Genomic DNA, 17,816 nt, shown 5'->3' on the forward strand with positions numbered 1-17,816 from the left:
AGGAACTGCCGATGACGGGCGATATTCAGTGGATCGGCATCGACACCCAGAAGGATCAAGTGCTCGGTGGTCTGGAAGTCCTGGCGGCTAACCCCCAGTTGAAATCGGTTCGGATCAGCAAAGCTCCACAGGAAATCATCCCGGAATTGGCACAGCTGCCAGTGCTGGAATCCCTGTCTCTGACATTCCCCAAGGGGCAGCAGGTGCAACTGGCGGGGCTAGGCCAGCTTTCGGGACTGAAGGAGCTTGAAGTGCTGGCCACGAGTTCAACGGATTACCGGTGGGCCAAGGACCTGTCCAATCTGGAAAAATTGGATCTCGCCAGCTACACCAAGCCGCTCATCGAACTGAAGATCGGCGCCAGTGCGGAAATTGAACCGGTGATAACGGTGGATGGCCGTGTGCTCAGGCCGTGGGAATATACCGGCGAACGAATCCTGGGTCAGATCAGCCCCACCGGATTCACCGCGAATAAAGCCGGATTCGCGGGATTGAGGACAGAACTCACCGACTTCGAGGCGGTGATCCCCGGACAGGACAACCTGAAGTCTGTCAGCTACGCAGCCAGCTGGCACATTGGCGTGCGCGATACCGTCCAGCTTGGCAGGATCTCACTGAATAGGAACCCGTCGCTGGCGGGCCATGATGCGGCGGTAGTCGGCGATTCCTTGCTGGCACCCACGACCAACTACCCATACACTGCCCTGCAGTGGACCCGCAACGGGGAACCAATTCCAGATGCGGTGGGGGAGAGCTACCAGCTGGTGCGCGAGGACACTAATAAAGTCATCGCGCTGAGCTACGAGACGAAAGCGGTTCGTCAAAACGGCGAAGTATGGGTCCCCTCGGCACAAGGGACAATGAAGTACGGCGCACCGATCGCCGCCACGGTGGCCTCGATTGCCAAACCAACGATCAGCGGCAGCAAAATCGTGGGACACAAGCTCACCGCTTCCCTCGAGTCCGCATACTTCCCGGACTTTGCACGCCGTTATCAGTGGCTAGTCGACGGTTTCGAGATTCCGCGGGCTACCGCGAAAACCTATACCCCGCCTCGGTCCTACGCCAATCGCAAGATCTCTGTACGGGTAACAATGCATGCTGCGGATGGAGAATCGGTCTGGCTGCCGACCAGCAACGCGGTGAAAGTCGTCCAGGGAACCATCACTGTTGCCAAGCCAAAGGTCTCCGGAACGGCAAAAGTCGGTTCGAAACTCACCGCCAACGCCGCTATGCCGGCTCCAGCCGCCCAGTCCACGAAGTACCAGTGGCTGCGCGGCGGCAAGAAGATCAAGGGTGCCACGGCTAAAACATATACGCTCAAACCCGCAGATCTGAACCAACGGATCTCAGTCTCGGTGGCCTATGCCAAGACCAACTACACCACCAAGACCGTGACCAGCACTGCGACAGGGAAGATCGCACCAGCCAAGCTCAAGGTGATGAAGAAGCCGGTGATCAACGGCAAGAAATCCACCGGCAAGACTTTGAAAGCCACGGCAGGCAGCTACAACACTAAAAACGTAAAGATCTCCTACCAATGGACGCGCTCCGGAAAGCTCATCCCCAAGGCCACCAATCCGAACTACAAGGTCGTCAAAGCCGATGCCCGGAAGACCTTAGGCGTGTGGGTGACGGCCTCGAAACCCGGATACACCACCGTGGTCACCAAGGTCAGCAAGAAGTAACTCTGCAGGCTATACCGCCACCGCGGACAGGAATTTGCTGGCCGCCAGCGTGGCCTTCCTCCCAGCCCGGGTGGCGCCCAGCGTCGAAGCCGATGCGCCATAGCCCACAAAGAACAGCCCCGGCACCTCTACCGCCGCGACCCCGTCCTCCATCAGGATGCCGCCGGCCGCGGTGTGCAGCTTCAGGTCGCGCAAATGCCGGTGGGCATGGCGGAAACCGGTGGCCCACAGGATCGCATCGATCTTCTCGCGTGACCCGTCAGTGAAGACCACCGCATCCGATTCCAGATGGTCGATCTTCCCGCGCGAGACCAGTGCACCGGAGGCGATTCCTGCACGCATGGTCTCGGTGAGCAGCAGCCCGGTGGTACCCACCACTGATTTCGGCGGCAGTCCCGCGCTGGTACGCTCGTTGACCTGGCGCTCCACTTCCAGACCCCATTCCGCGCCGGTGGGTTCTTCGCGCCAGTCCGGGGCGCTGCGCGTGGACCACAGGGTGTCCACCCCGGCAGCGCGCAATTGCACGATGAACTGGGTGGCGCTGGCTCCGGCCCCGACCACCAGCACCCGCTGCCCGGCGAACTGCTGCGGGGAGCGGAAGCCGTTGGTGTGCACCTGCGGGCCGTCGAACTGCCCGGGGTAGACCGGCCAGAACGGGTTGCTCCAGGTGCCGGTGGCGTTGATAATGGTCCGGGCCCGGTACTCGGCATCGGCGTGCACCACGAAGCTCTCGCCATCCCGCGTCACCGAGGTCACCGGTGCGCCGTGGCGTACCCGCAACGCGAAGCGCCGCTCGTATTCTGCATAGTATTCGGAGACCACCTGGGAGGCCGGGCGCGTTGAATCCTGCACCTCAAGCGGGAAATCCGGCAGAGGGTGGATATGGTGCGCGGTGCCTAGGGTCAGGGCATCCCAGCGATGCTGCCACGCCCCGCCGGGTCCCGGGTTCGCATCGAGCACCAGGAAGTCGATGCCGCGCTTGGCCAGATGGTAGGCGGCGGCAAGCCCGGCTTGCCCTGCGCCGATCACGATTGTCGAGTACACAATCAAGGTAACCCTGCACACTTCAAAGTCATTCCCGAGGCCATTTTCGCTACACTGGAGGGCGTGACTGGCGTTAGGTGGGTAACCACCAGGGAGCTAATCGTGCGAGCCGCGCGCCTGGGTTTGCATGCCATCCGCCTGAACAGGGCACCTACGGAAGGATACGCGTGAGCGCACGCATTCTCGACGGCAAGGCCACCGCGGCCGCCATTAAGCAGGAACTGGCCGAACGCGTTGCCGCGCTCAAGGCAGCCGGGCACACCACCGGACTGGGCACCATCCTGGTCGGCAATGACCCGGGCTCCGCCTGGTACGTCGGCGGCAAGCACAAGGACTGCGCCGAGGTGGGCATCGAATCCATCCGCGTGGACCTGCCCGAGGAAACCACCCAGGACGAGCTGCTGGCCAAGGTCAAGGAGCTGAACGAGAACCCTGACTGCACCGGCTACATTGTCCAGCTGCCGCTGCCCAAGCACATCGACCAGGACATGATCCTGGAAGCCATGGACCCGGCCAAGGACGCCGACGGCCTGCACCCGATGAACCTCGGCCGCCTGGTTGCCAACGTCAACCGCCCGATGACCTCCCCGCTGCCGTGCACCCCGCTGGGCTGCGTGGACCTGCTGGCCCGCCACGACATCGACCTGAACGGCAAGCACGTGCTGGTGGTCGGCCGCGGCGTGACCATCGGCCGCCCGGTCGGCCTGCTGCTGACCCGCCGGAACATCAATGCCACCGTGACCCTGGCGCACACCGGCACCACCAACCTGGACGAGCTGCTGGCGCAGGCGGATGTGGTCATCGCCGCCGCCGGTTCGGCCCACATGATCAAGACCGCCAAGCCCGGAGCGATCCTGCTGGACGTGGGCGTCTCCCGCGTGGACGGCAGGGTCACCGGCGATATCGATCCAGCGCTGTACGAGACCGCCAGCTGGGTTTCGCCGAACCCGGGCGGCGTGGGCCCGATGACCCGCGCAATGCTGCTGAACAACGTGGTCGAAGCCGCGGAGCGCAACGCCGCGAAGTAGACGCGAGAAAACCGGCAGCCCAGATGGGCTGCCGGTTTTTTTGATCCCTGCGGCATCTTGCGCAACGGCACTCGGTGATATCGCTGGAATACTCCCGGGGGAGCATACGGCTACTCCCGCCGGCCGATGCCGCAGGCCCGCAGCCGGCGCTTACAGCCAAGCACCGGAGCCGAAACGGTGCTGCGCACCAAACTGAAATAGGCGCGAACAGAAAAAAGCCCGATGTCCCGTAATCGGAGCATCGGGCTTTTCAGGGTATTTAGGCGTCCTGGGTCGCCTTCACCGCATCAGCACGGCGCTTGTCGAAGACCAGCGCGCCGACTTCCTGCGCCGCCTGGTTGCGGAAGGACAGATCGATGCCCGAACGGTCGCGGATCATGCTCACCGCGGTGAAGGAAAGCGCGACGACGACCAGCAGGTAGACGGCAACCGCGGTGGTTCCGCCGGTGGCCTGCACCAGCGCCTGGGCGATGGTCGGAGCGAACGCGCCGCCGACGATCGCGCCGATCGCGTAGGAGATCGAGACACCGGAGAAGCGGACCGACGCCGGGAACAGCTCCGAGTACAGTGCCGCCTGCGGGCCGTAGGTCAGGCCCAGCCCGATGGAGAACAGGCCGAAGGCCACGTACAGCAGGGCCAGCGAGCCCGAGTTCACCAGCGCGAAGACCGGGAACAGGGAGGCTGCGAGGATGATGAAGCCCAGCTGGTAGGTGCGCTTGCGCCCGATCTTGTCGGCCAGGAAGCCGGCCACCAGGGTCATGACCAGCCAGACTGCGGCACCGAAGGCCACGGCGACCAGCACGTCGGTGCGCTCCAGGCCTACCGGGCCCTCGGGATCGGTGGTGTAGGCCTGGAAGAAGCCGCCGGTGGTCATGTAGCCGGCGGCGTTGTTGCCGGCGAAGACCAGGGCCGCGATGATGACCAGTGGCCAGTGCTTCTTGAACAGCACCAGGATCGGCACAGCGGTCTGCGCCTTCTGCTCGTTGATTTCCTCGAAGACCGGGGATTCGTCCACCGAGCGGCGCACGAAGTAGCCCACGGCGATCAGCACGATCGAGACGAGGAACGGAATGCGCCAGCCCCATTCGAGGAACTGCTCGCCGGGGGAGATCACGCCGGTCATCAGCGCCATGGTGCCCGAGGCCAGCAGCATGCCCAGCGGCACGCCGACCTGCGGGTAGGAACCGGCACGGCCGCGGCCATCGACCGGAGCGTGCTCCACTGCCATCAGCACCGCGCCGCCCCATTCGCCGCCGGCGGAGATGCCCTGCAGGATGCGCAGCAGCAACAGCAGCACCGGTGCCCACAGGCCAGCGGTCTCGAAGGTCGGCAGCACGCCGATCAGCGTGGTGGAAGCACCCATTAGGGCCAGGGTGAGCACCAGCATGGCGCGGCGGCCGATCTTGTCGCCGAAGTGGCCGGCCAAGAACGCGCCGAGCGGGCGGAACAGGAAGGACAGGCCCACCGAGGCGAAAGAGATCAGCAGTGCGATGTCCTGGCCTGCCGGTTCGAAGAACAGCTGGCTGAAGACCAGGCCAGCCGCGGTGGCGTAGATGAAGAAGTCGTACCACTCAACGGTGGTTCCGATGACCGTCGCGAATGCTACGCGGCGCTGCGTGGCCTTTCCGGCGTGTGCTGTTGAAGTCATGTGTGCTTCCCTTGCGAGCCGCGATCGAGTCATCGATCACTGGCTGGTGAGTTTTGGGTCACTCCAGTGTGGCACCCCTCATAGGTAAGGTAAACTTCAAATATCTGCAAAACTTCTGAAGGCTGGCTTATGTATTCGATGCGGCATCTGGAAATCATGGCCGAACTGCCCATCCACGACACCCTGGGTTCGGCGGCCAGCGAATTGAAGATTTCGGAATCCGCCTTGTCGCAGGCCATCACCGCGATCGAGAAGCTCGCCGGGGAGACCCTGTGCCTGCGCCGCAAGGCCCACGGCATCCGGCTCACCGCCTCCGGCCAGCACTTCGCGGTAATGGCCCGCAAGATCCTCGCCGAGGTCGGCGAGCTGCGCGCAACATTTCCGCAAACCGAGGGAGCGCTGCGCGGGCCGGTGCGCTTCGGCTGCTTCGCCTCGCTCTCCCCGCACCTGATCCCCGCCACGCTCCAGGGCTTCGACCATCCCGAGGTACAGCTCGATGTGCGCGTGGGCACCCACGACGAGCTGCTGCCGGCGCTGCGCGAGGGCGAGATCGACGTCGCCTTCGTCTACGACCTGCAGCTGCCCGCCGACATGGACAAGCAGCCGATCTACCAGACCGAGATGCAGGTGGTGCTGCACCCCGAGCATCGGCTGGCCAAGCTCGATCGGCCGCTGGAACTGGCCGACCTGGTCGGTGAATCGCTGATTGTCTACGAGTCCGACCCGAGCACCCAGCACCAGATGCAGCTCTTCGCCTCCCAGGGCCTGGTCCCGAAGATCACCGCCTCGGTCCCGCAGATGATCCTGGTCGCCGCGATGGTGGGCCGCGGCCTGGGCTACGGGCTGCTCATGCGCCGCCCGAACAACGCCGAATTCTCCATCGAGGGCCGCCCGCTGGCCTACCGCGAGCTGAAGGCGCCCAACTACCCGAACGCGGTCGTGGCGATCACGCCCAAGGGGGTGCAGGTCCCGGCCCGCGTGCAGGCGCTGATCGACCACTGCACCTGCGCAATGGCTGAATCCTGGTAGACGCGGAGCAAAGCTGCGCGGATAATGGCCACATGATTGGCACATGGCAGGCCATGGTCATCGACTGCGAGGACCCCGATGCACTGGCCGGATTCTATGAACAGCTCCTCGGAATGGTGCGCATCGACAACGAGCCCGACTGGGTCTCCATTGGCGATGCCCCGGATCATCCTGCGCTCGCCTTCCAGGCGGTCAGCCCCTATGTGGCGCCGCAATGGCCGGGGCATGTGCACCCGCAGCAGGCGCATATCGACGTGAAGGTCGCCGACCTGGACCTGGCCGAAGAGCAGGTGCTGCACCTGGGCGCGAATGCCACCGGCGAAGGCACCAAGACCTTCAGGGTGTACCTGGATCCGCAGGACCACCCGTTCTGCCTGGTGAGCTGGTAGCCCCGTAGGCGATCCTCGCCGCCTGCAGCCTGGTTGACACCCCGAGCTTGGCCAGCACCTGGGAGACATGCGTCTTCACGGTGCTCTGCCCGATGCCCAGGCGCTGCGCCAGCTGCGGGTTGCTCAGCCCCTCGCCGATGCCTTGCAGCACCTCGCGCTCCCGGCCGGTCAGCTCCGGCAACGCCGCGGCCTCGGGAACGGCCAGCGCCCGGGCCAGGATCCGGTCGGTCACCTGCGGATCCAGCACCGATTCGCCGCGGGCGGCGGCCCGCACGCCCAGGATGATCGCCTGCGGCTCGGCGCTCTTGAGCAAGAACCCGTGCGCGCCGGCCTGCAGTGCGCCGAACAGGTATTCGTCGTCGTCGAAGGTCGTGAGCACCACGACCCGGTACTTCTCGTGCAGCACCTTGGTGGCCTCGATGCCATCGAGCACCGGCATGCGCAGGTCCATCAGGATCACGTCCGGGGACAGGGCCCGGGCCATGGAAATGGCCGAGCGCCCGTCCGCCGCCTCGCCGACGACCTCCAGGTCATCGGCCGCCTGCAGCACCAGCCGGATGCCCATGCGGACGGTGGCGTGGTCATCGACGATCAGCACTTTCATTCTTCCTCCGTTGTTTCAGGGAATTCGACGTGCACCGCGAAATCCGCGTCGTTGCGCACCTCGACGTGCCCGCCCAGCGCGGCGACGCGGGTCTTGATGTTCTCCAGCCCGGTTCCGGCGCCCGGGGACGATCCGGCATCATGCCCCATGGCGTTGCGCGCGGTGATGGACAGATTCCGGTCCTGGATGACGCTCAGCTCCAGATCGGTGCCCGGGGCATGCTTGGCATGGTTGACCAGCAGCTCGGCGACCGTGCGGTGCGCAGCGGTGTGCACCGCCGGCGAGAAGCGCTGCGGCCGTGCCACCCGGTACTCCCAGCGCACCGGGCTGCCGAACCCTGCGACCAGCTCGGGCAGGTCCTCGATCCGCGCCTGCAGCGCCGGCCCGCCAGAATGCAGCATCCGCACCATGCCGGCCATGTCCTCCAGCCCGGACACTGATTCGTCGCGGATGCTCTGCAGCGGGGCGCGCACCGCATCGGGTGCCGAGGGCAGCAGCGCGCCGGACAGCAGGGCGATCGAGGAGAACCTCGCCGACAGCACGTCATGCATCTCCCTGGCCAAGGCGGTGCGCTCCTCGACCCGCGAGAATTCGTGCTCCGCCACCAGCTGGTCTTCGCGGGCCGCCGCCGCGGACTGCACCGCCTGCACCCGCTGGGCCTCCGCGGTGGCCAGGTCCTTGGCCGTGCGCACATTCTGCGCCCAGAGCATCGGGGTGAACAGGATGAAGCCGGCCATGAACAGGCTCAGCACCACCTCCTGGGCATCACCGCTGCCCAGCCAGGCGGCGATGCCCAGCACGATGGCGGCCAGGCACAGCAGCGCGAAGGCCACCGTCCGGAGCCTGGATGAGCCGAGCAGGAACAGGCCGAAGACGCACTCGAAGAGCAGGAAGAACCCGCCGATGCTGCCCACCGCCAGCAGGCCGGCACCGCACAGCAGCACGATCAGCGTGCTGGCGAGCAGGAACCGGCGGCGCACCAGCACGGCGGCCAGGCCGATCAGCAGCAGCACAATCCACTCGTAGCCGCCGATCGCGACCCACGGCGGGTTGGTCAGCCCGGACAGGTGCAGGATCACGGTCAGCACCAGATAGGTGCCGACGACCTCGGGCTCCTTGTCGCCGCAGCCCATCCGCCGAATGAAGTTCATGCTTCCAGCATCCCCGACGCCCTGCCCGCCGGGTATCCCCCTTAAGGAGGAGAAAGCGCAGACTACTGGCCGATACCGCATTGCGGCAAGGCACGGAAGAGTGGAAAGCATGGACATCATCACGAGCAATCCCGAACTTTCCCTGGTCATCCTGGCGCTGATCGACTCGACCAGCATCGGCACCCTGGTCATCCCGCTGTGGCTGCTGCTGCGCGGGCGCCGCGAGGCCATCGCCAAAGTGCTGGCCTACCTCATGGTCATCGCCGGGTTCTACTGGGTCATCGGGGTGCTGCTGCGCAGCGGGCTGCTGCTCATCGACCCCAGCATCTTCGAGCACCGGTTCTTCCGGCTGGCGGGCATGGCGGTTGGCGCGCTGATGATCGTCTGGGCGCTGTCCTACCGCACCGACGCGCAGAAGGCTGCCAGTGCGCGGAAGAAAGCCGCGGCGCGCGTTGGCGCGGGGCACCAAGCCCACGCAGCAGAATCAACGGAGGCTATCGAGCAGGTGCCGCGGCGGCTGCGCGGACCCCTGGGCACCGCTCTGGATACGCGCACCGGGCTGGTGGCACTGGCGCTGTTCGCCGGACTGCTGGAACTGCCCACGATGCTTCCCTACCTGGCGGCCGTCGGGGTGATGCAGGGTGCCGGCTGGGGCACCAGCGTGCAGCTGCTCGCGCTCATCGGCTACTGCCTGGTGATGATCGTGCCTGCCCTGGCGCTGGTGGGCGCGCGTGCGCTGGCCGGGCCGCGTATCGAAGCCTGGATGCAGAAGATGGGGGCCAAGGCCGCGGTCTACGCCCAGGAAACCCTCGGCTGGGTGGTGGGCATCGCCGGCTACCTGCTGATTCGCGCGAGCCTTTCCGGGCAGGATCTGCACAGCCTGTTCGGCTAGCCACGCTGTGGGCGAAAGGGCAGGGTTCAAATTGGCTAGAAGCGGGGTGATGGTGCGAGAATTGGAGGCATGGAACCTCTAGGCAGCAGCGCGAAGCAGGGCAAGAAAGTCACCCTGAACGCATCAACTCTGGCAATGGCCGTCATGGTCATCGTCCTTCTGGTGGCAGTGGTCTTCGCCGCCAACTCCAATGAGATCGTCGGCTGGTTTGTCGTGGTCATCTCCGCCGGTTGGCTGCTGCTGGCCGCATTCATGATGTTCGGCCTGAAGCGCGGCGCCGACAAGCTCAACAGCTCGCTGCGTGAAGCGACCGCGGCGGCCACCCCGCGCGCCCAGTCCGGCTCGGTGATCGTCGACGAATCCACCAGCCAGCGCGACATGAAGCTGGACCACTCATTCAAGATCGTCCAGGTCCAAGCCCGGGTGATCGCCGAGCAGCGCGAGGCGAAGGGCGAGGACTACGAGGGCATGATCGACCGGGCGCTGGAGACGATCCAGATGACCGCGGCGAATGCGCGGGACATGATCAAGCCGGCCAAGCCGATGGACGGCGAAATCATCGACTAACCGATCCGGGCAACGCGAAAGCGTTGCCCTTTTTCGTTGCGCGTATTCCGGCGCAGGCCAGATCAGCGCGTAATAGGGCACATAGTTTTGTAAGGTGGAATGGTGATACCTACCAGTGTGGAAATTCTCAGCAAGGATGCCGGCGCGCTGCGCGTCGCGTCGGTCAACGTCAACGGCATTCGCGCCGCCTACAAGCGCAACATGGCCGACTGGATTGCCGCCCGCGACGTGGACATCCTGTGCCTGCAGGAAGTGCGCGCACCGGACAAGATCCTGCGCGAGCTGATCGGCGAGGGCTGGCATATTCTGCACGCCGAAGCCAAGGACAAGGGCCGCGCCGGGGTCGCAGTGCTCTCGCGCACCGAGCCGGTCGCCGTGCGCGAGCACATCGGCGAGGACTACTTCGCCGAATCCGGCCGCTGGGTCGAAGCCGACTTCGACGTCAACGGCGAGATCTTCACCGTGGTCTCCGCCTACGTCCACTCCGGCGAGCTGGGCACGCAGAAGCAGGAGGACAAGTACCGCTTCCTGCAGCGCATGAACGTGCGCCTGGTGGAGCTGAAGAACGAGAAGGACCACGTTTTGGTGGTGGGCGATCTGAACGTCGTGCACACCGAGAAGGACATCAAGAACTGGAAGCCGAACCACAATAAGCGCGCCGGCGTGATGGACGAGGAAATCGCCTACTTCGACGGCTTCTTCGGCCCGGAAATCGGCTACAAGGATGTGGCGCGCGAACTGGCCGGCGACGTGCAGGGACCGTACACCTGGTGGTCCTTCCGCGGCCAGGCCTTCGACAACGACGCCGGTTGGCGCATCGACTACCACATGGCCACCCCGGCGCTGGCCGGCAAGGCCATCAAGTCACATGTGGACCGCGCCTCGGCCTACGATTTGCGCTTCTCCGACCACGCACCGCTGGTCGTCGACTACCAGTTCTAAGGAATTTTCATGACTAAGCCCCGCGTTCTCTCGGGCATGCAGCCTTCGGGCGACTCCCTGCACCTGGGCAACTACCTGGGCGCACTGGTCAACTGGGTCAAGACCCAAGACGACCACGACGCCTTCTTCTTCATCCCGGACATGCACGCGATCACCGTGACCCAGGATCCGGCCGAGCTGCGCGCCCGCACCCGCAAGACCGCCGCGCAGTTCATCGCCGGCGGCATCGACCTGGACAAGTCCACCCTGTTCGTCCAGTCGCAGGTGCCCGAGCATGCCCAGCTGGCCTGGGTGCTGAACTGCATCACCGGCTTCGGCGAAGCCAGCCGCATGACCCAGTTCAAGGACAAGTCCTCCAAGGGCGGCGCGGACGCCGCCAGCGTCGGGCTGTTCACCTACCCGATCCTGATGGCCGCCGACATCCTGCTCTACCAGCCGCAGGGCGTTCCGGTGGGCGATGACCAGCGCCAGCATGTGGAGCTGGCCCGCGATCTGGCCAAGCGCTTCAACCACCGTTTCGGCGAGACCTTCACCGTGCCCGAGGCGTTCATCCCGAAGGAGGGCGCACGCATCTACGACCTGCAGAACCCGACCTCGAAGATGTCCAAGTCCGCCGAGTCCCCAGCAGGGCTGATCAACGTGCTCGACGAGCCGAAGCTGATCGCCAAGCGCATCAAGTCCGCGGTGACCGACGCCGGCTCCGTGGTGGCCTACGACAAGGCCGAGAAGCCAGGGGTCTCGAACCTGCTGGACATCCTGGCCGCGGTCACCGGCAAGCATGTGCCCCAGCTGGTCGAAGAGTTCGAGGGCAAGATGTACGGCCACCTGAAGGTGGCCGTCGCCGACGCCGTCGTGGAGCGCCTGGCCCCGATCCGCACCCGCACCCTGGAGCTGCTGGATGACCCGGCGGAGCTGGACCGGCTGCTGCTGGCCGGTGCCGCCAAGGCCCGCGAAGTCGCTTCCAAGACCGTCTCCGATGTCTACCAGAAGGTCGGCTTCCTGCCGCCGCTGGGAATCTAGCTGAGCCAATGGTCTTCGAGTACACCCTGGGCGTAGTGATCCCGGTGCCGCAGCCGCACCGGGAGACGCTGCGCGCGTGGCGCGAGGAATACGGGGGAGAGGCCACCGCGCCGATCGCCCCGCATATCACCCTGGTGTCCGGTTCCTACCTGAATTCCTGGGAGAAGGCGGCCGCGCAGGTGCGCCGGGTGGCCGCCGCGGTGCAGCCCTTCGGCATCGAACTCGGTGCTGCGCAGACCTTCCGGCCGGCCAGCGACGTCGTGTTCCTGCCGCTGGATACCGGCGCGGACGAGTGCTGGGCGCTGCACCGGGCGCTGCTGGGCGACGCGCTGAGGCACGAATCGGCCTTCGCCTACCATCCGCACCTGACCATCGCGCAGAACGTGCCGGCGGAGCAATTGGACGCCGCGCAGGCAGCGCTGGCCGGGACGCGGCTGTCCTTCACCGCCGATCGCATCCAGCTGTTCGATACCCGTGGCGGGGAGTGGAACTTCAGCGAGGACATCGAACTCGGGTCCTAGCGCATCCCGTGCATGAAAAAACGCCAGCCATGCGGCTGGCGTTTTTTCATGCGCGCTATTTGGCGCGCACGTTCGCTTCGATCTTCGCTCCGGTATCGGCGTCGATGTTCTTCCAGTACTGGATCGCGTTGGACAGCACCGGCTCGATGACCCCGTCCAGCGCCCCGGTGACGGTTTCGACCAGCTCGGCGCGCTGTGCATCGTCCATCACCTCGCGGACCAGGATGCCGGGCTGGACGAAGTCCCCGTCGTCCTTGCGCAGCGTGTAGGCCTCGCGGACCAGCTCGCCGTCGGATTCGAAGGAATTCTCCGCCGGACCGGTTTCATCGCTCCACGAGTCCCCGAAGGAGTTCGGCGCGTAGACGCTGCGATCGCCGGTGTGCTCGTAGGTCATATTCCCTTCGAAGTTGTACGAGTGCACCGGGCACTTGGGCTTGTTCACCGGCAGCTGCTGGAAGTTGGTGCCGATGCGGTAGCGCTGGGCGTCCGCATAGGCGAAATTGCGGCCCAGCAGCATCTTGTCCGGGCTCATCCCCATGCCCGGAACCATGTTCCCCGGCGAGAATGCCGCCTGCTCGATCTGCGCGAAGAAGTTCTCCGGGTTCCTATTCAGCGTCAGGGTGCCGACCTTGATGCGCGGATAGTCCTTCTTGGACCAGACCTTGGTCAGGTCGAAGGGGTTGAAGCGGTAGGTCTTCGCCTCCTCGTAGGGCATGACCTGCACGTACAGGTCCCACTGCGGGAAGTTGCCGGCCTTGATCGCCTCGAACAAATCGCGGCGGTGGAAGTCGGCGTCGGCCCCGGCCAGCTCCTCGGCCTGCTCGCCGCGCATGGTCTCGAACTTCTCGGACTGCTTGTTCAGGAAGTGGTACTTGACCCAGAATTTCTGGCCGGCCGCGTTGACCCACATGTAGGTGTGCGAGCCGTAGCCGTTCATCTCGCGCCAGGTCTTGGGCAGGCCGCGCTGGCCCATGATGTAGGTGACCTGGTGGGCGGATTCGGGGTTCTGCGTCCAGAAGTCCCACTGCATGGTGCCGTCGCGCAGCCCGGAATCGGGCAGCCGCTTCTGCGAGCGGATGAAGTGCGGGAACTTCATCGGGTCGCGCACGAAGAACACCGGGGTGTTGTTGCCGACCAGGTCGAAATTGCCTTCGGTGGTGTAGAACTTCAGCGCGAAGCCGCGCACATCGCGCCAGGTGTCGGGGGAGCCGAGCTCGCCGGCGACGGTGGAGAAGCGCAGCAGCGTTTCGGTTTTCACCCCGGGCTGGAACAGGGCGGCCTTGGTGTATGCCGAGACGTCCTCGGTGGTTTCGAATTCGCCGAAGGCGCCGGCGCCCTTGGCGTGCGGGCGGCGTTCGGGCACGTTCATCCGGTTGAAATGCTGCAGGGTCTCGATCAGGTGGTGGTCGTGCAGCACGATCGGCCCGTTGGGGCCCACGGTCAGCGAGTTGCGGTCGCTGGCTGCCGGGATGCCTGCCTGGGTTGTCGATGTTGGTTCACTGTCCATGTTTTGCTCCTGCGCGTTGTGGTGCATTGGGAAAAGGGCGAGTACTGCCCATCATGCCACGTCACGGGCAGGAGTTGAAGGGGTGCAAAAAGGCCCGAACCGCTGGGCGGTTCGGGCCTTTTCCGGCACTTAGACGGTGCGTGCCAGGATTGCCTGCTTGACCTCGGCGATGGCCTTGGTCACCTGGATGCCGCGTGGGCATGCTTCGGAGCAGTTGAAGGTGGTGCGGCAGCGCCACACGCCTTCCTTGTCGTTCAGGATCTCCAGGCGCATGTCGCCGGCATCATCGCGCGAGTCGAAGATGAAGCGGTGCGCGTTGACGATCGCTGCCGGGCCGAAGTACTGGCCATCGGTCCAGAAGACCGGGCACGAGCTGGTGCACGCAGCGCACAGGATGCACTTGGTGGTGTCGTCGAAGCGCTCGCGGTCCTCGGCGGACTGGTAGCGTTCCTTGGTTGGCTCGTGGCCCTTGGAGATCAGGAATGGCATGATCTCGCGGTAGGACTGGAAGAACGGTTCCATGTCGACGATGAGGTCCTTTTCAAGGGGCAGGCCCTTGATGGCTTCAACGGTGATCGGCTTGGAGGTGTCCAGGTCCTTGAGCAGGGTCTTGCAGGCCAGGCGGTTGCGGCCGTTGATGCGCATGGCATCGGAACCGCACACGCCGTGGGCGCAGGAACGGCGGAAGGACAGGGTGCCGTCGTGGTCCCACTTGACCTTGTGCAGGGCGTCCAGCACGCGGTCGGTGCCGTACATGGTCAGCTTGAAATCTTCCCAGTATGCGTCTGCGGTAGCCTCTGGCAGGTAGCGGCGAACGCGCAGGGTGATGTCGAAGCTTGGAACTTCTCCGCCGCCGCCGACGCCTGGCTTCAGCTCGATCTTTGACGGTGGTTCTGGCAGTTCGGTGCTCATTAGTACTTACGCTCCATTGGCTGGTAACGGGTAAAGACCACTGGCTTGGTCTCCATGCGGATGCCCTTGATGTCCTCGGTGACGGCTTCTGCGTCGCGGTAGGACATCGAGTGCTTCATGAAGTTCTCATCGTCGCGGTCTGGGTAGTCCTCGCGGTAGTGGCCGCCGCGGGATTCCTTGCGGTGCAATGCGGCAACGGTGATGACCTCGGCCAAGTCGAGCAGGAAGCCCAGCTCGACGGCTTCGAGCAGATCCAGGTTGAAGCGCTTGCCCTTGTCCTGGATGCTGATGTTCTTGTAGCGGCGGCGCAGATCCTCGATCACGTCGCGCGCTTCCTTCAGCGAACGCTCGTCGCGGAACACCTGGACGTTGGCGTCCATGGTCTCCTGCAGGATCGAGCGCAGCTCGGCGACACGCTCGGTGCCGGTGCCGTTCAGCACGCCTTCGAGCTGTGCGGACACGAAGGCTTCCGGGTTCTGAGGCAGCTCGACGAAGTCGGCGGTCTTGGAGTACTCGGCAGCTGCCACGCCAGCGCGCTTGCCGAACACGTTGATGTCCAGCAGCGAGTTGGTGCCCAGGCGGTTGGAGCCGTGCACCGAAACGCAGGCGACCTCGCCGGCAGCGTACAGGCCGGGAATGACGGTGTCATTGTCCTGCAGCACTTCGGTGTTGATGTTGGTTGGCACGCCGCCCATGGCGTAGTGCGCGGTCGGGTAGACCGGAACCGGATCGGTGAATGGCTCCACACCCAGGTAGGTGCGGGCGAATTCGGTGATGTCCGGCAGCTTGGATTCGATGTGCTCTGGTTCCAGGTGGGTCAAATCCAGCAGCACGTAGTCCTTGTTCGGACCGCAGCCGCGGCCTTCGCGCACTTCGTTGGCCATGGCGCGGGCGACGATGTCGCGTGGGGCCAAGTCCTTGATGGTCGGTGCGTAGCGCTCCATGAAGCGTTCGCCATCCGAGTTGCGCAGGATCGCGCCTTCGCCGCGGGCGCCCTCGGTGAGCAGGATGCCCAGGCCGGCCAGGCCCGTTGGGTGGAACTGGAAGAACTCCATATCCTCCAGCGGCAGGCCTGCGCGGAAGGCGATGCCCATGCCGTCACCGGTCAGGGTGTGCGCGTTCGAGGTGGTCTTGAAGACCTTGCCGGCGCCGCCCGAGGCGAAGATGACCGACTTGGCCTGGAAGACGTGCAGTTCGCCGGTAGCCAGGTCGTAGGACACGACGCCGGCAACGCGCTTCTGCTTGTAGGCGGTGCCGTCCTCGCGGTAGGCATCCTCCTCGACAAGCAGCAGGTCCAGCACGTAGTACTCGTTGTAGAACTCGACGTTGTGCTTGACGCAGTTTTGGTACAGGGTCTGCAGGATCATGTGGCCGGTGCGGTCAGCTGCGTAGCAAGCGCGGCGCACGGCGGCCTTGCCATGATCGCGGGTGTGTCCGCCGAAGCGGCGCTGGTCGATCTTGCCCTCTGGGGTGCGGTTGAACGGCAGGCCCATCTTCTCCAGGTCCAGCACGGCGTCGATGGCTTCCTTGGCCATGACCTCGGCTGCGTCCTGGTCAACCAGGTAGTCGCCACCCTTGATGGTGTCGAAGGTGTGCCACTCCCAGTTGTCTTCCTCGACGTTGGCAAGTGCTGCGCACATGCCTCCCTGGGCCGCACCGGTGTGCGAGCGGGTTGGGTAAAGCTTGGTTAGCACTGCGGTGCGTGCGCGCTGACCGGATTCGATCGCTGCACGCATTCCTGCACCACCGGCACCGACGATGACTACGTCGTACTTATGTACCTGCATTCTTGATGCTCTCTTTTCTAAAAATCTTTGTGGCTATTGGTTGGAACTAGGGGAGTTCCACTTAGCACTGCGGCAGGGTGCTGCCGGTGACGCATGGATCGAAGGTGAAGATCACCAGGGAGCCAAGCACGATGATGAAGATCGTTGCGACGTAGAGGATGCCCTTGAGCCATGCACGGGTTGCGTGCTTCTCTGCGTAGTCGTTGATGATGGTGCGCACGCCGTTGGTGCCGTGCAGCATGGCCAGCCACAGCATGGCCAGGTCCCAGAACTGCCACAGCGGCGAGGCCCACTTGCCGGCGACGAAGCCGAAGCCGATGCCGGAGATGCCTTCGCCGACCATCAGGTTGGAGAACAGGTGGCCGAAGATCAGGATGACCAGCACGACGCCGGACAGGCGCATGAACAGCCATGCCAGCATCTCGAAGCTGCCGCGGGACTTCGGTCCGCGCTTGTACTTTGGATCAATGCGCTGGCTGCGCGGAGCAGGAATAGAAACGCTCATGGCTTAGTGGCTCCCAAATGCGATCGACAGGTGACGGATAGCGAAGCCTGCGAAGACGATGACCCAGAGGATCAGAACGCCCCAGAGCATCTGGCGCTGGTACTTGGTGCCCTGCTTCCAGAAGTCGACCAGGATCAAGCGCAGGCCGTTGAATGCGTGGAAGAGGATTGCTGCAACCAGACCGGTTTCACCAAGTGCCATCCACGGAGTCTGGTAGGTGCTAATGATTGCGTCGTATGCGCCGGCATCGACACGGACCATTGCCGTATCGAGCACGTGCACCAGCAGATAGAGAAAAATAACGACACCGGTGACTCGGTGTCCCACCCAGGACCACATGCCTTCATGGCCGCGGTATAGGGTGCCTGACGAAGTCTTCGACACTGAACTAAACCTCCAAGGCTCGCAACGGCGCATGTGTATATTGCACACAATGAGATTTGACGCACTTGTGCGAGCGTTCCTTGTGCGAGTCTAAACCACTTAGCCAGCTCCGATCTATTTCGTGTCTTGTTCCTGTGAGCATGTTCACCGAAAAGGGGTAATTATGCGCTAAAAGGCCGATATTCCGCCCGTAATACC

The 17,816-nt window shown here is 64.4% G+C and carries 18 protein-coding genes; 9 read left to right on the forward strand and 9 right to left on the reverse strand.

The window, feature by feature from the left end; translation table 11 throughout:
* Nucleotides 1-11: 11 nt before the first annotated feature.
* Nucleotides 12-1,688, forward strand: coding sequence for a hypothetical protein (locus F0M17_RS03640; protein ID WP_149596437.1), 1,677 nt, complete (start codon nucleotides 12-14; stop codon nucleotides 1,686-1,688).
* A gap of 9 nt (nucleotides 1,689-1,697) precedes the next feature.
* Here the strand turns inward: F0M17_RS03640 and F0M17_RS03645 are convergent, their stop codons facing one another.
* On the reverse strand, nucleotides 1,698-2,732 hold the full coding sequence (locus F0M17_RS03645; protein ID WP_149596438.1) for an NAD(P)/FAD-dependent oxidoreductase: 1,035 nt from the start codon (nucleotides 2,730-2,732) through the stop codon (nucleotides 1,698-1,700).
* Nucleotides 2,733-2,899: 167 nt separating this feature from the next.
* Here F0M17_RS03645 and F0M17_RS03650 point away from each other — a divergent pair, with 167 nt between their 5' ends.
* Nucleotides 2,900-3,760, forward strand: coding sequence for a bifunctional methylenetetrahydrofolate dehydrogenase/methenyltetrahydrofolate cyclohydrolase (locus tag F0M17_RS03650; RefSeq protein ID WP_149596439.1), 861 nt, complete (start codon nucleotides 2,900-2,902; stop codon nucleotides 3,758-3,760).
* A 259-nt stretch (nucleotides 3,761-4,019) separates the two neighbouring features.
* Here F0M17_RS03650 and F0M17_RS03655 read toward each other — a convergent pair whose 3' ends face one another.
* A complete protein-coding gene (locus F0M17_RS03655; protein WP_149596440.1) occupies nucleotides 4,020-5,408 on the reverse strand; it encodes an MFS transporter in 1,389 nt (462 codons plus the stop codon).
* 129 nt (nucleotides 5,409-5,537) lie between these two features.
* Here F0M17_RS03655 and F0M17_RS03660 point away from each other — a divergent pair, with 129 nt between their 5' ends.
* Nucleotides 5,538-6,437: a LysR family transcriptional regulator gene (locus tag F0M17_RS03660; protein ID WP_149596441.1), complete on the forward strand. Its 900-nt coding sequence runs from the start codon at nucleotides 5,538-5,540 to the stop codon at nucleotides 6,435-6,437.
* 32 nt (nucleotides 6,438-6,469) lie between these two features.
* Complete coding sequence (locus F0M17_RS03665; protein WP_149596442.1) at nucleotides 6,470-6,826, forward strand: VOC family protein; 357 nt, start codon at nucleotides 6,470-6,472, stop codon at nucleotides 6,824-6,826.
* On the opposite strand, the gene F0M17_RS03670 is transcribed toward F0M17_RS03665, so the two are convergent.
* Both F0M17_RS03670 and F0M17_RS03675 read right to left on the reverse strand, forming a co-directional pair.
* Nucleotides 6,774-7,430, reverse strand: a complete 657-nt coding sequence (locus F0M17_RS03670; RefSeq protein WP_149596443.1) for a response regulator transcription factor — start codon at nucleotides 7,428-7,430, stop codon at nucleotides 6,774-6,776. The two genes, F0M17_RS03665 and F0M17_RS03670, sit on opposite strands and share 53 nt — an antisense overlap.
* On the reverse strand, nucleotides 7,427-8,581 hold the full coding sequence (locus F0M17_RS03675; RefSeq protein ID WP_149596444.1) for a sensor histidine kinase: 1,155 nt from the start codon (nucleotides 8,579-8,581) through the stop codon (nucleotides 7,427-7,429). The genes F0M17_RS03670 and F0M17_RS03675 overlap by 4 nt, the downstream gene beginning before the upstream one ends.
* 109 nt (nucleotides 8,582-8,690) lie before the next feature.
* Between F0M17_RS03675 and F0M17_RS03680 the strand changes: the two genes are divergently transcribed.
* The 5 genes from F0M17_RS03680 (at nucleotide 8,691) to F0M17_RS03700 (ending at nucleotide 12,523) form a co-directional block, all read left to right on the forward strand.
* On the forward strand, nucleotides 8,691-9,473 hold the full coding sequence (locus F0M17_RS03680; protein WP_168201943.1) for a GAP family protein: 783 nt from the start codon (nucleotides 8,691-8,693) through the stop codon (nucleotides 9,471-9,473).
* A 69-nt stretch (nucleotides 9,474-9,542) separates the two neighbouring features.
* Nucleotides 9,543-10,040, forward strand: coding sequence for a hypothetical protein (locus F0M17_RS03685; RefSeq protein ID WP_038989932.1), 498 nt, complete (start codon nucleotides 9,543-9,545; stop codon nucleotides 10,038-10,040).
* 99 nt (nucleotides 10,041-10,139) lie between these two features.
* Entirely contained in the window at nucleotides 10,140-10,982 is an 843-nt protein-coding gene (locus F0M17_RS03690; protein WP_149596446.1) for an exodeoxyribonuclease III, read from the forward strand.
* Nucleotides 10,983-10,991: 9 nt separating this feature from the next.
* On the forward strand, nucleotides 10,992-12,002 hold the full coding sequence (gene trpS / locus F0M17_RS03695; protein ID WP_128469641.1) for a tryptophan--tRNA ligase: 1,011 nt from the start codon (nucleotides 10,992-10,994) through the stop codon (nucleotides 12,000-12,002).
* An 8-nt stretch (nucleotides 12,003-12,010) separates the two neighbouring features.
* Nucleotides 12,011-12,523: a 2'-5' RNA ligase family protein gene (locus F0M17_RS03700; protein WP_066139887.1), complete on the forward strand. Its 513-nt coding sequence runs from the start codon at nucleotides 12,011-12,013 to the stop codon at nucleotides 12,521-12,523.
* A gap of 55 nt (nucleotides 12,524-12,578) precedes the next feature.
* On the opposite strand, the gene F0M17_RS03705 is transcribed toward F0M17_RS03700, so the two are convergent.
* The 5 genes from F0M17_RS03705 to sdhC all read right to left on the reverse strand — a co-directional run bounded on the left by F0M17_RS03705 (nucleotide 12,579) and on the right by sdhC (nucleotide 17,651).
* Nucleotides 12,579-14,030 (reverse strand): catalase, encoded by a 1,452-nt coding sequence (locus F0M17_RS03705; protein WP_149596447.1) that lies wholly within the window; start codon nucleotides 14,028-14,030, stop codon nucleotides 12,579-12,581.
* Nucleotides 14,031-14,159: 129 nt separating this feature from the next.
* Entirely contained in the window at nucleotides 14,160-14,942 is a 783-nt protein-coding gene (locus F0M17_RS03710; protein ID WP_038989929.1) for a succinate dehydrogenase iron-sulfur subunit, read from the reverse strand.
* On the reverse strand, nucleotides 14,942-16,729 hold the full coding sequence (gene sdhA / locus F0M17_RS03715; RefSeq protein WP_066139884.1) for a succinate dehydrogenase flavoprotein subunit: 1,788 nt from the start codon (nucleotides 16,727-16,729) through the stop codon (nucleotides 14,942-14,944). Before sdhA ends, F0M17_RS03710 begins: the two co-directional genes overlap by 1 nt.
* Nucleotides 16,730-16,790: 61 nt before the next feature.
* Complete coding sequence (locus tag F0M17_RS03720) at nucleotides 16,791-17,234, reverse strand: succinate dehydrogenase hydrophobic membrane anchor subunit (protein ID WP_038989927.1); 444 nt, start codon at nucleotides 17,232-17,234, stop codon at nucleotides 16,791-16,793.
* A gap of 3 nt (nucleotides 17,235-17,237) precedes the next feature.
* Nucleotides 17,238-17,651, reverse strand: a complete 414-nt coding sequence (sdhC, locus tag F0M17_RS03725; protein ID WP_369826774.1) for a succinate dehydrogenase, cytochrome b556 subunit — start codon at nucleotides 17,649-17,651, stop codon at nucleotides 17,238-17,240.
* Nucleotides 17,652-17,816 lie beyond the last annotated feature (165 nt).

Source organism: Glutamicibacter sp. ZJUTW (assembly GCF_008370855.1).
GTDB classification, from domain to species: Bacteria; Actinomycetota; Actinomycetes; order Actinomycetales; family Micrococcaceae; genus Glutamicibacter; species Glutamicibacter nicotianae.

What these genes read in the sequence shown, in the direction of transcription:
- F0M17_RS03655 (WP_149596440.1), bottom strand. Translation starts at nt 5,408, where the DNA reads ATGACTTCAACAGCACACGCCGGAAAGGCCACGCAGCGCCGCGTAGCA.
- F0M17_RS03640 (WP_149596437.1), top strand. Translation starts at nt 12, where the DNA reads ATGACGGGCGATATTCAGTGGATCGGCATCGACACCCAGAAGGATCAA.
- F0M17_RS03720 (WP_038989927.1), bottom strand. Translation starts at nt 17,234, where the DNA reads ATGAGCGTTTCTATTCCTGCTCCGCGCAGCCAGCGCATTGATCCAAAG.
- F0M17_RS03670 (WP_149596443.1), bottom strand. Translation starts at nt 7,430, where the DNA reads ATGAAAGTGCTGATCGTCGATGACCACGCCACCGTCCGCATGGGCATC.
- F0M17_RS03705 (WP_149596447.1), bottom strand. Translation starts at nt 14,030, where the DNA reads ATGGACAGTGAACCAACATCGACAACCCAGGCAGGCATCCCGGCAGCC.
- F0M17_RS03700 (WP_066139887.1), top strand. Translation starts at nt 12,011, where the DNA reads ATGGTCTTCGAGTACACCCTGGGCGTAGTGATCCCGGTGCCGCAGCCG.
- F0M17_RS03710 (WP_038989929.1), bottom strand. Translation starts at nt 14,942, where the DNA reads ATGAGCACCGAACTGCCAGAACCACCGTCAAAGATCGAGCTGAAGCCA.
- F0M17_RS03660 (WP_149596441.1), top strand. Translation starts at nt 5,538, where the DNA reads ATGTATTCGATGCGGCATCTGGAAATCATGGCCGAACTGCCCATCCAC.
- sdhA (WP_066139884.1), bottom strand. Translation starts at nt 16,729, where the DNA reads ATGCAGGTACATAAGTACGACGTAGTCATCGTCGGTGCCGGTGGTGCA.
- F0M17_RS03685 (WP_038989932.1), top strand. Translation starts at nt 9,543, where the DNA reads ATGGAACCTCTAGGCAGCAGCGCGAAGCAGGGCAAGAAAGTCACCCTG.
- F0M17_RS03675 (WP_149596444.1), bottom strand. Translation starts at nt 8,581, where the DNA reads ATGAACTTCATTCGGCGGATGGGCTGCGGCGACAAGGAGCCCGAGGTC.
- sdhC (WP_369826774.1), bottom strand. Translation starts at nt 17,651, where the DNA reads ATGCGCCGTTGCGAGCCTTGGAGGTTTAGTTCAGTGTCGAAGACTTCG.
- F0M17_RS03690 (WP_149596446.1), top strand. Translation starts at nt 10,140, where the DNA reads ATGGTGATACCTACCAGTGTGGAAATTCTCAGCAAGGATGCCGGCGCG.
- F0M17_RS03680 (WP_168201943.1), top strand. Translation starts at nt 8,691, where the DNA reads ATGGACATCATCACGAGCAATCCCGAACTTTCCCTGGTCATCCTGGCG.
- F0M17_RS03665 (WP_149596442.1), top strand. Translation starts at nt 6,470, where the DNA reads ATGATTGGCACATGGCAGGCCATGGTCATCGACTGCGAGGACCCCGAT.
- trpS (WP_128469641.1), top strand. Translation starts at nt 10,992, where the DNA reads ATGACTAAGCCCCGCGTTCTCTCGGGCATGCAGCCTTCGGGCGACTCC.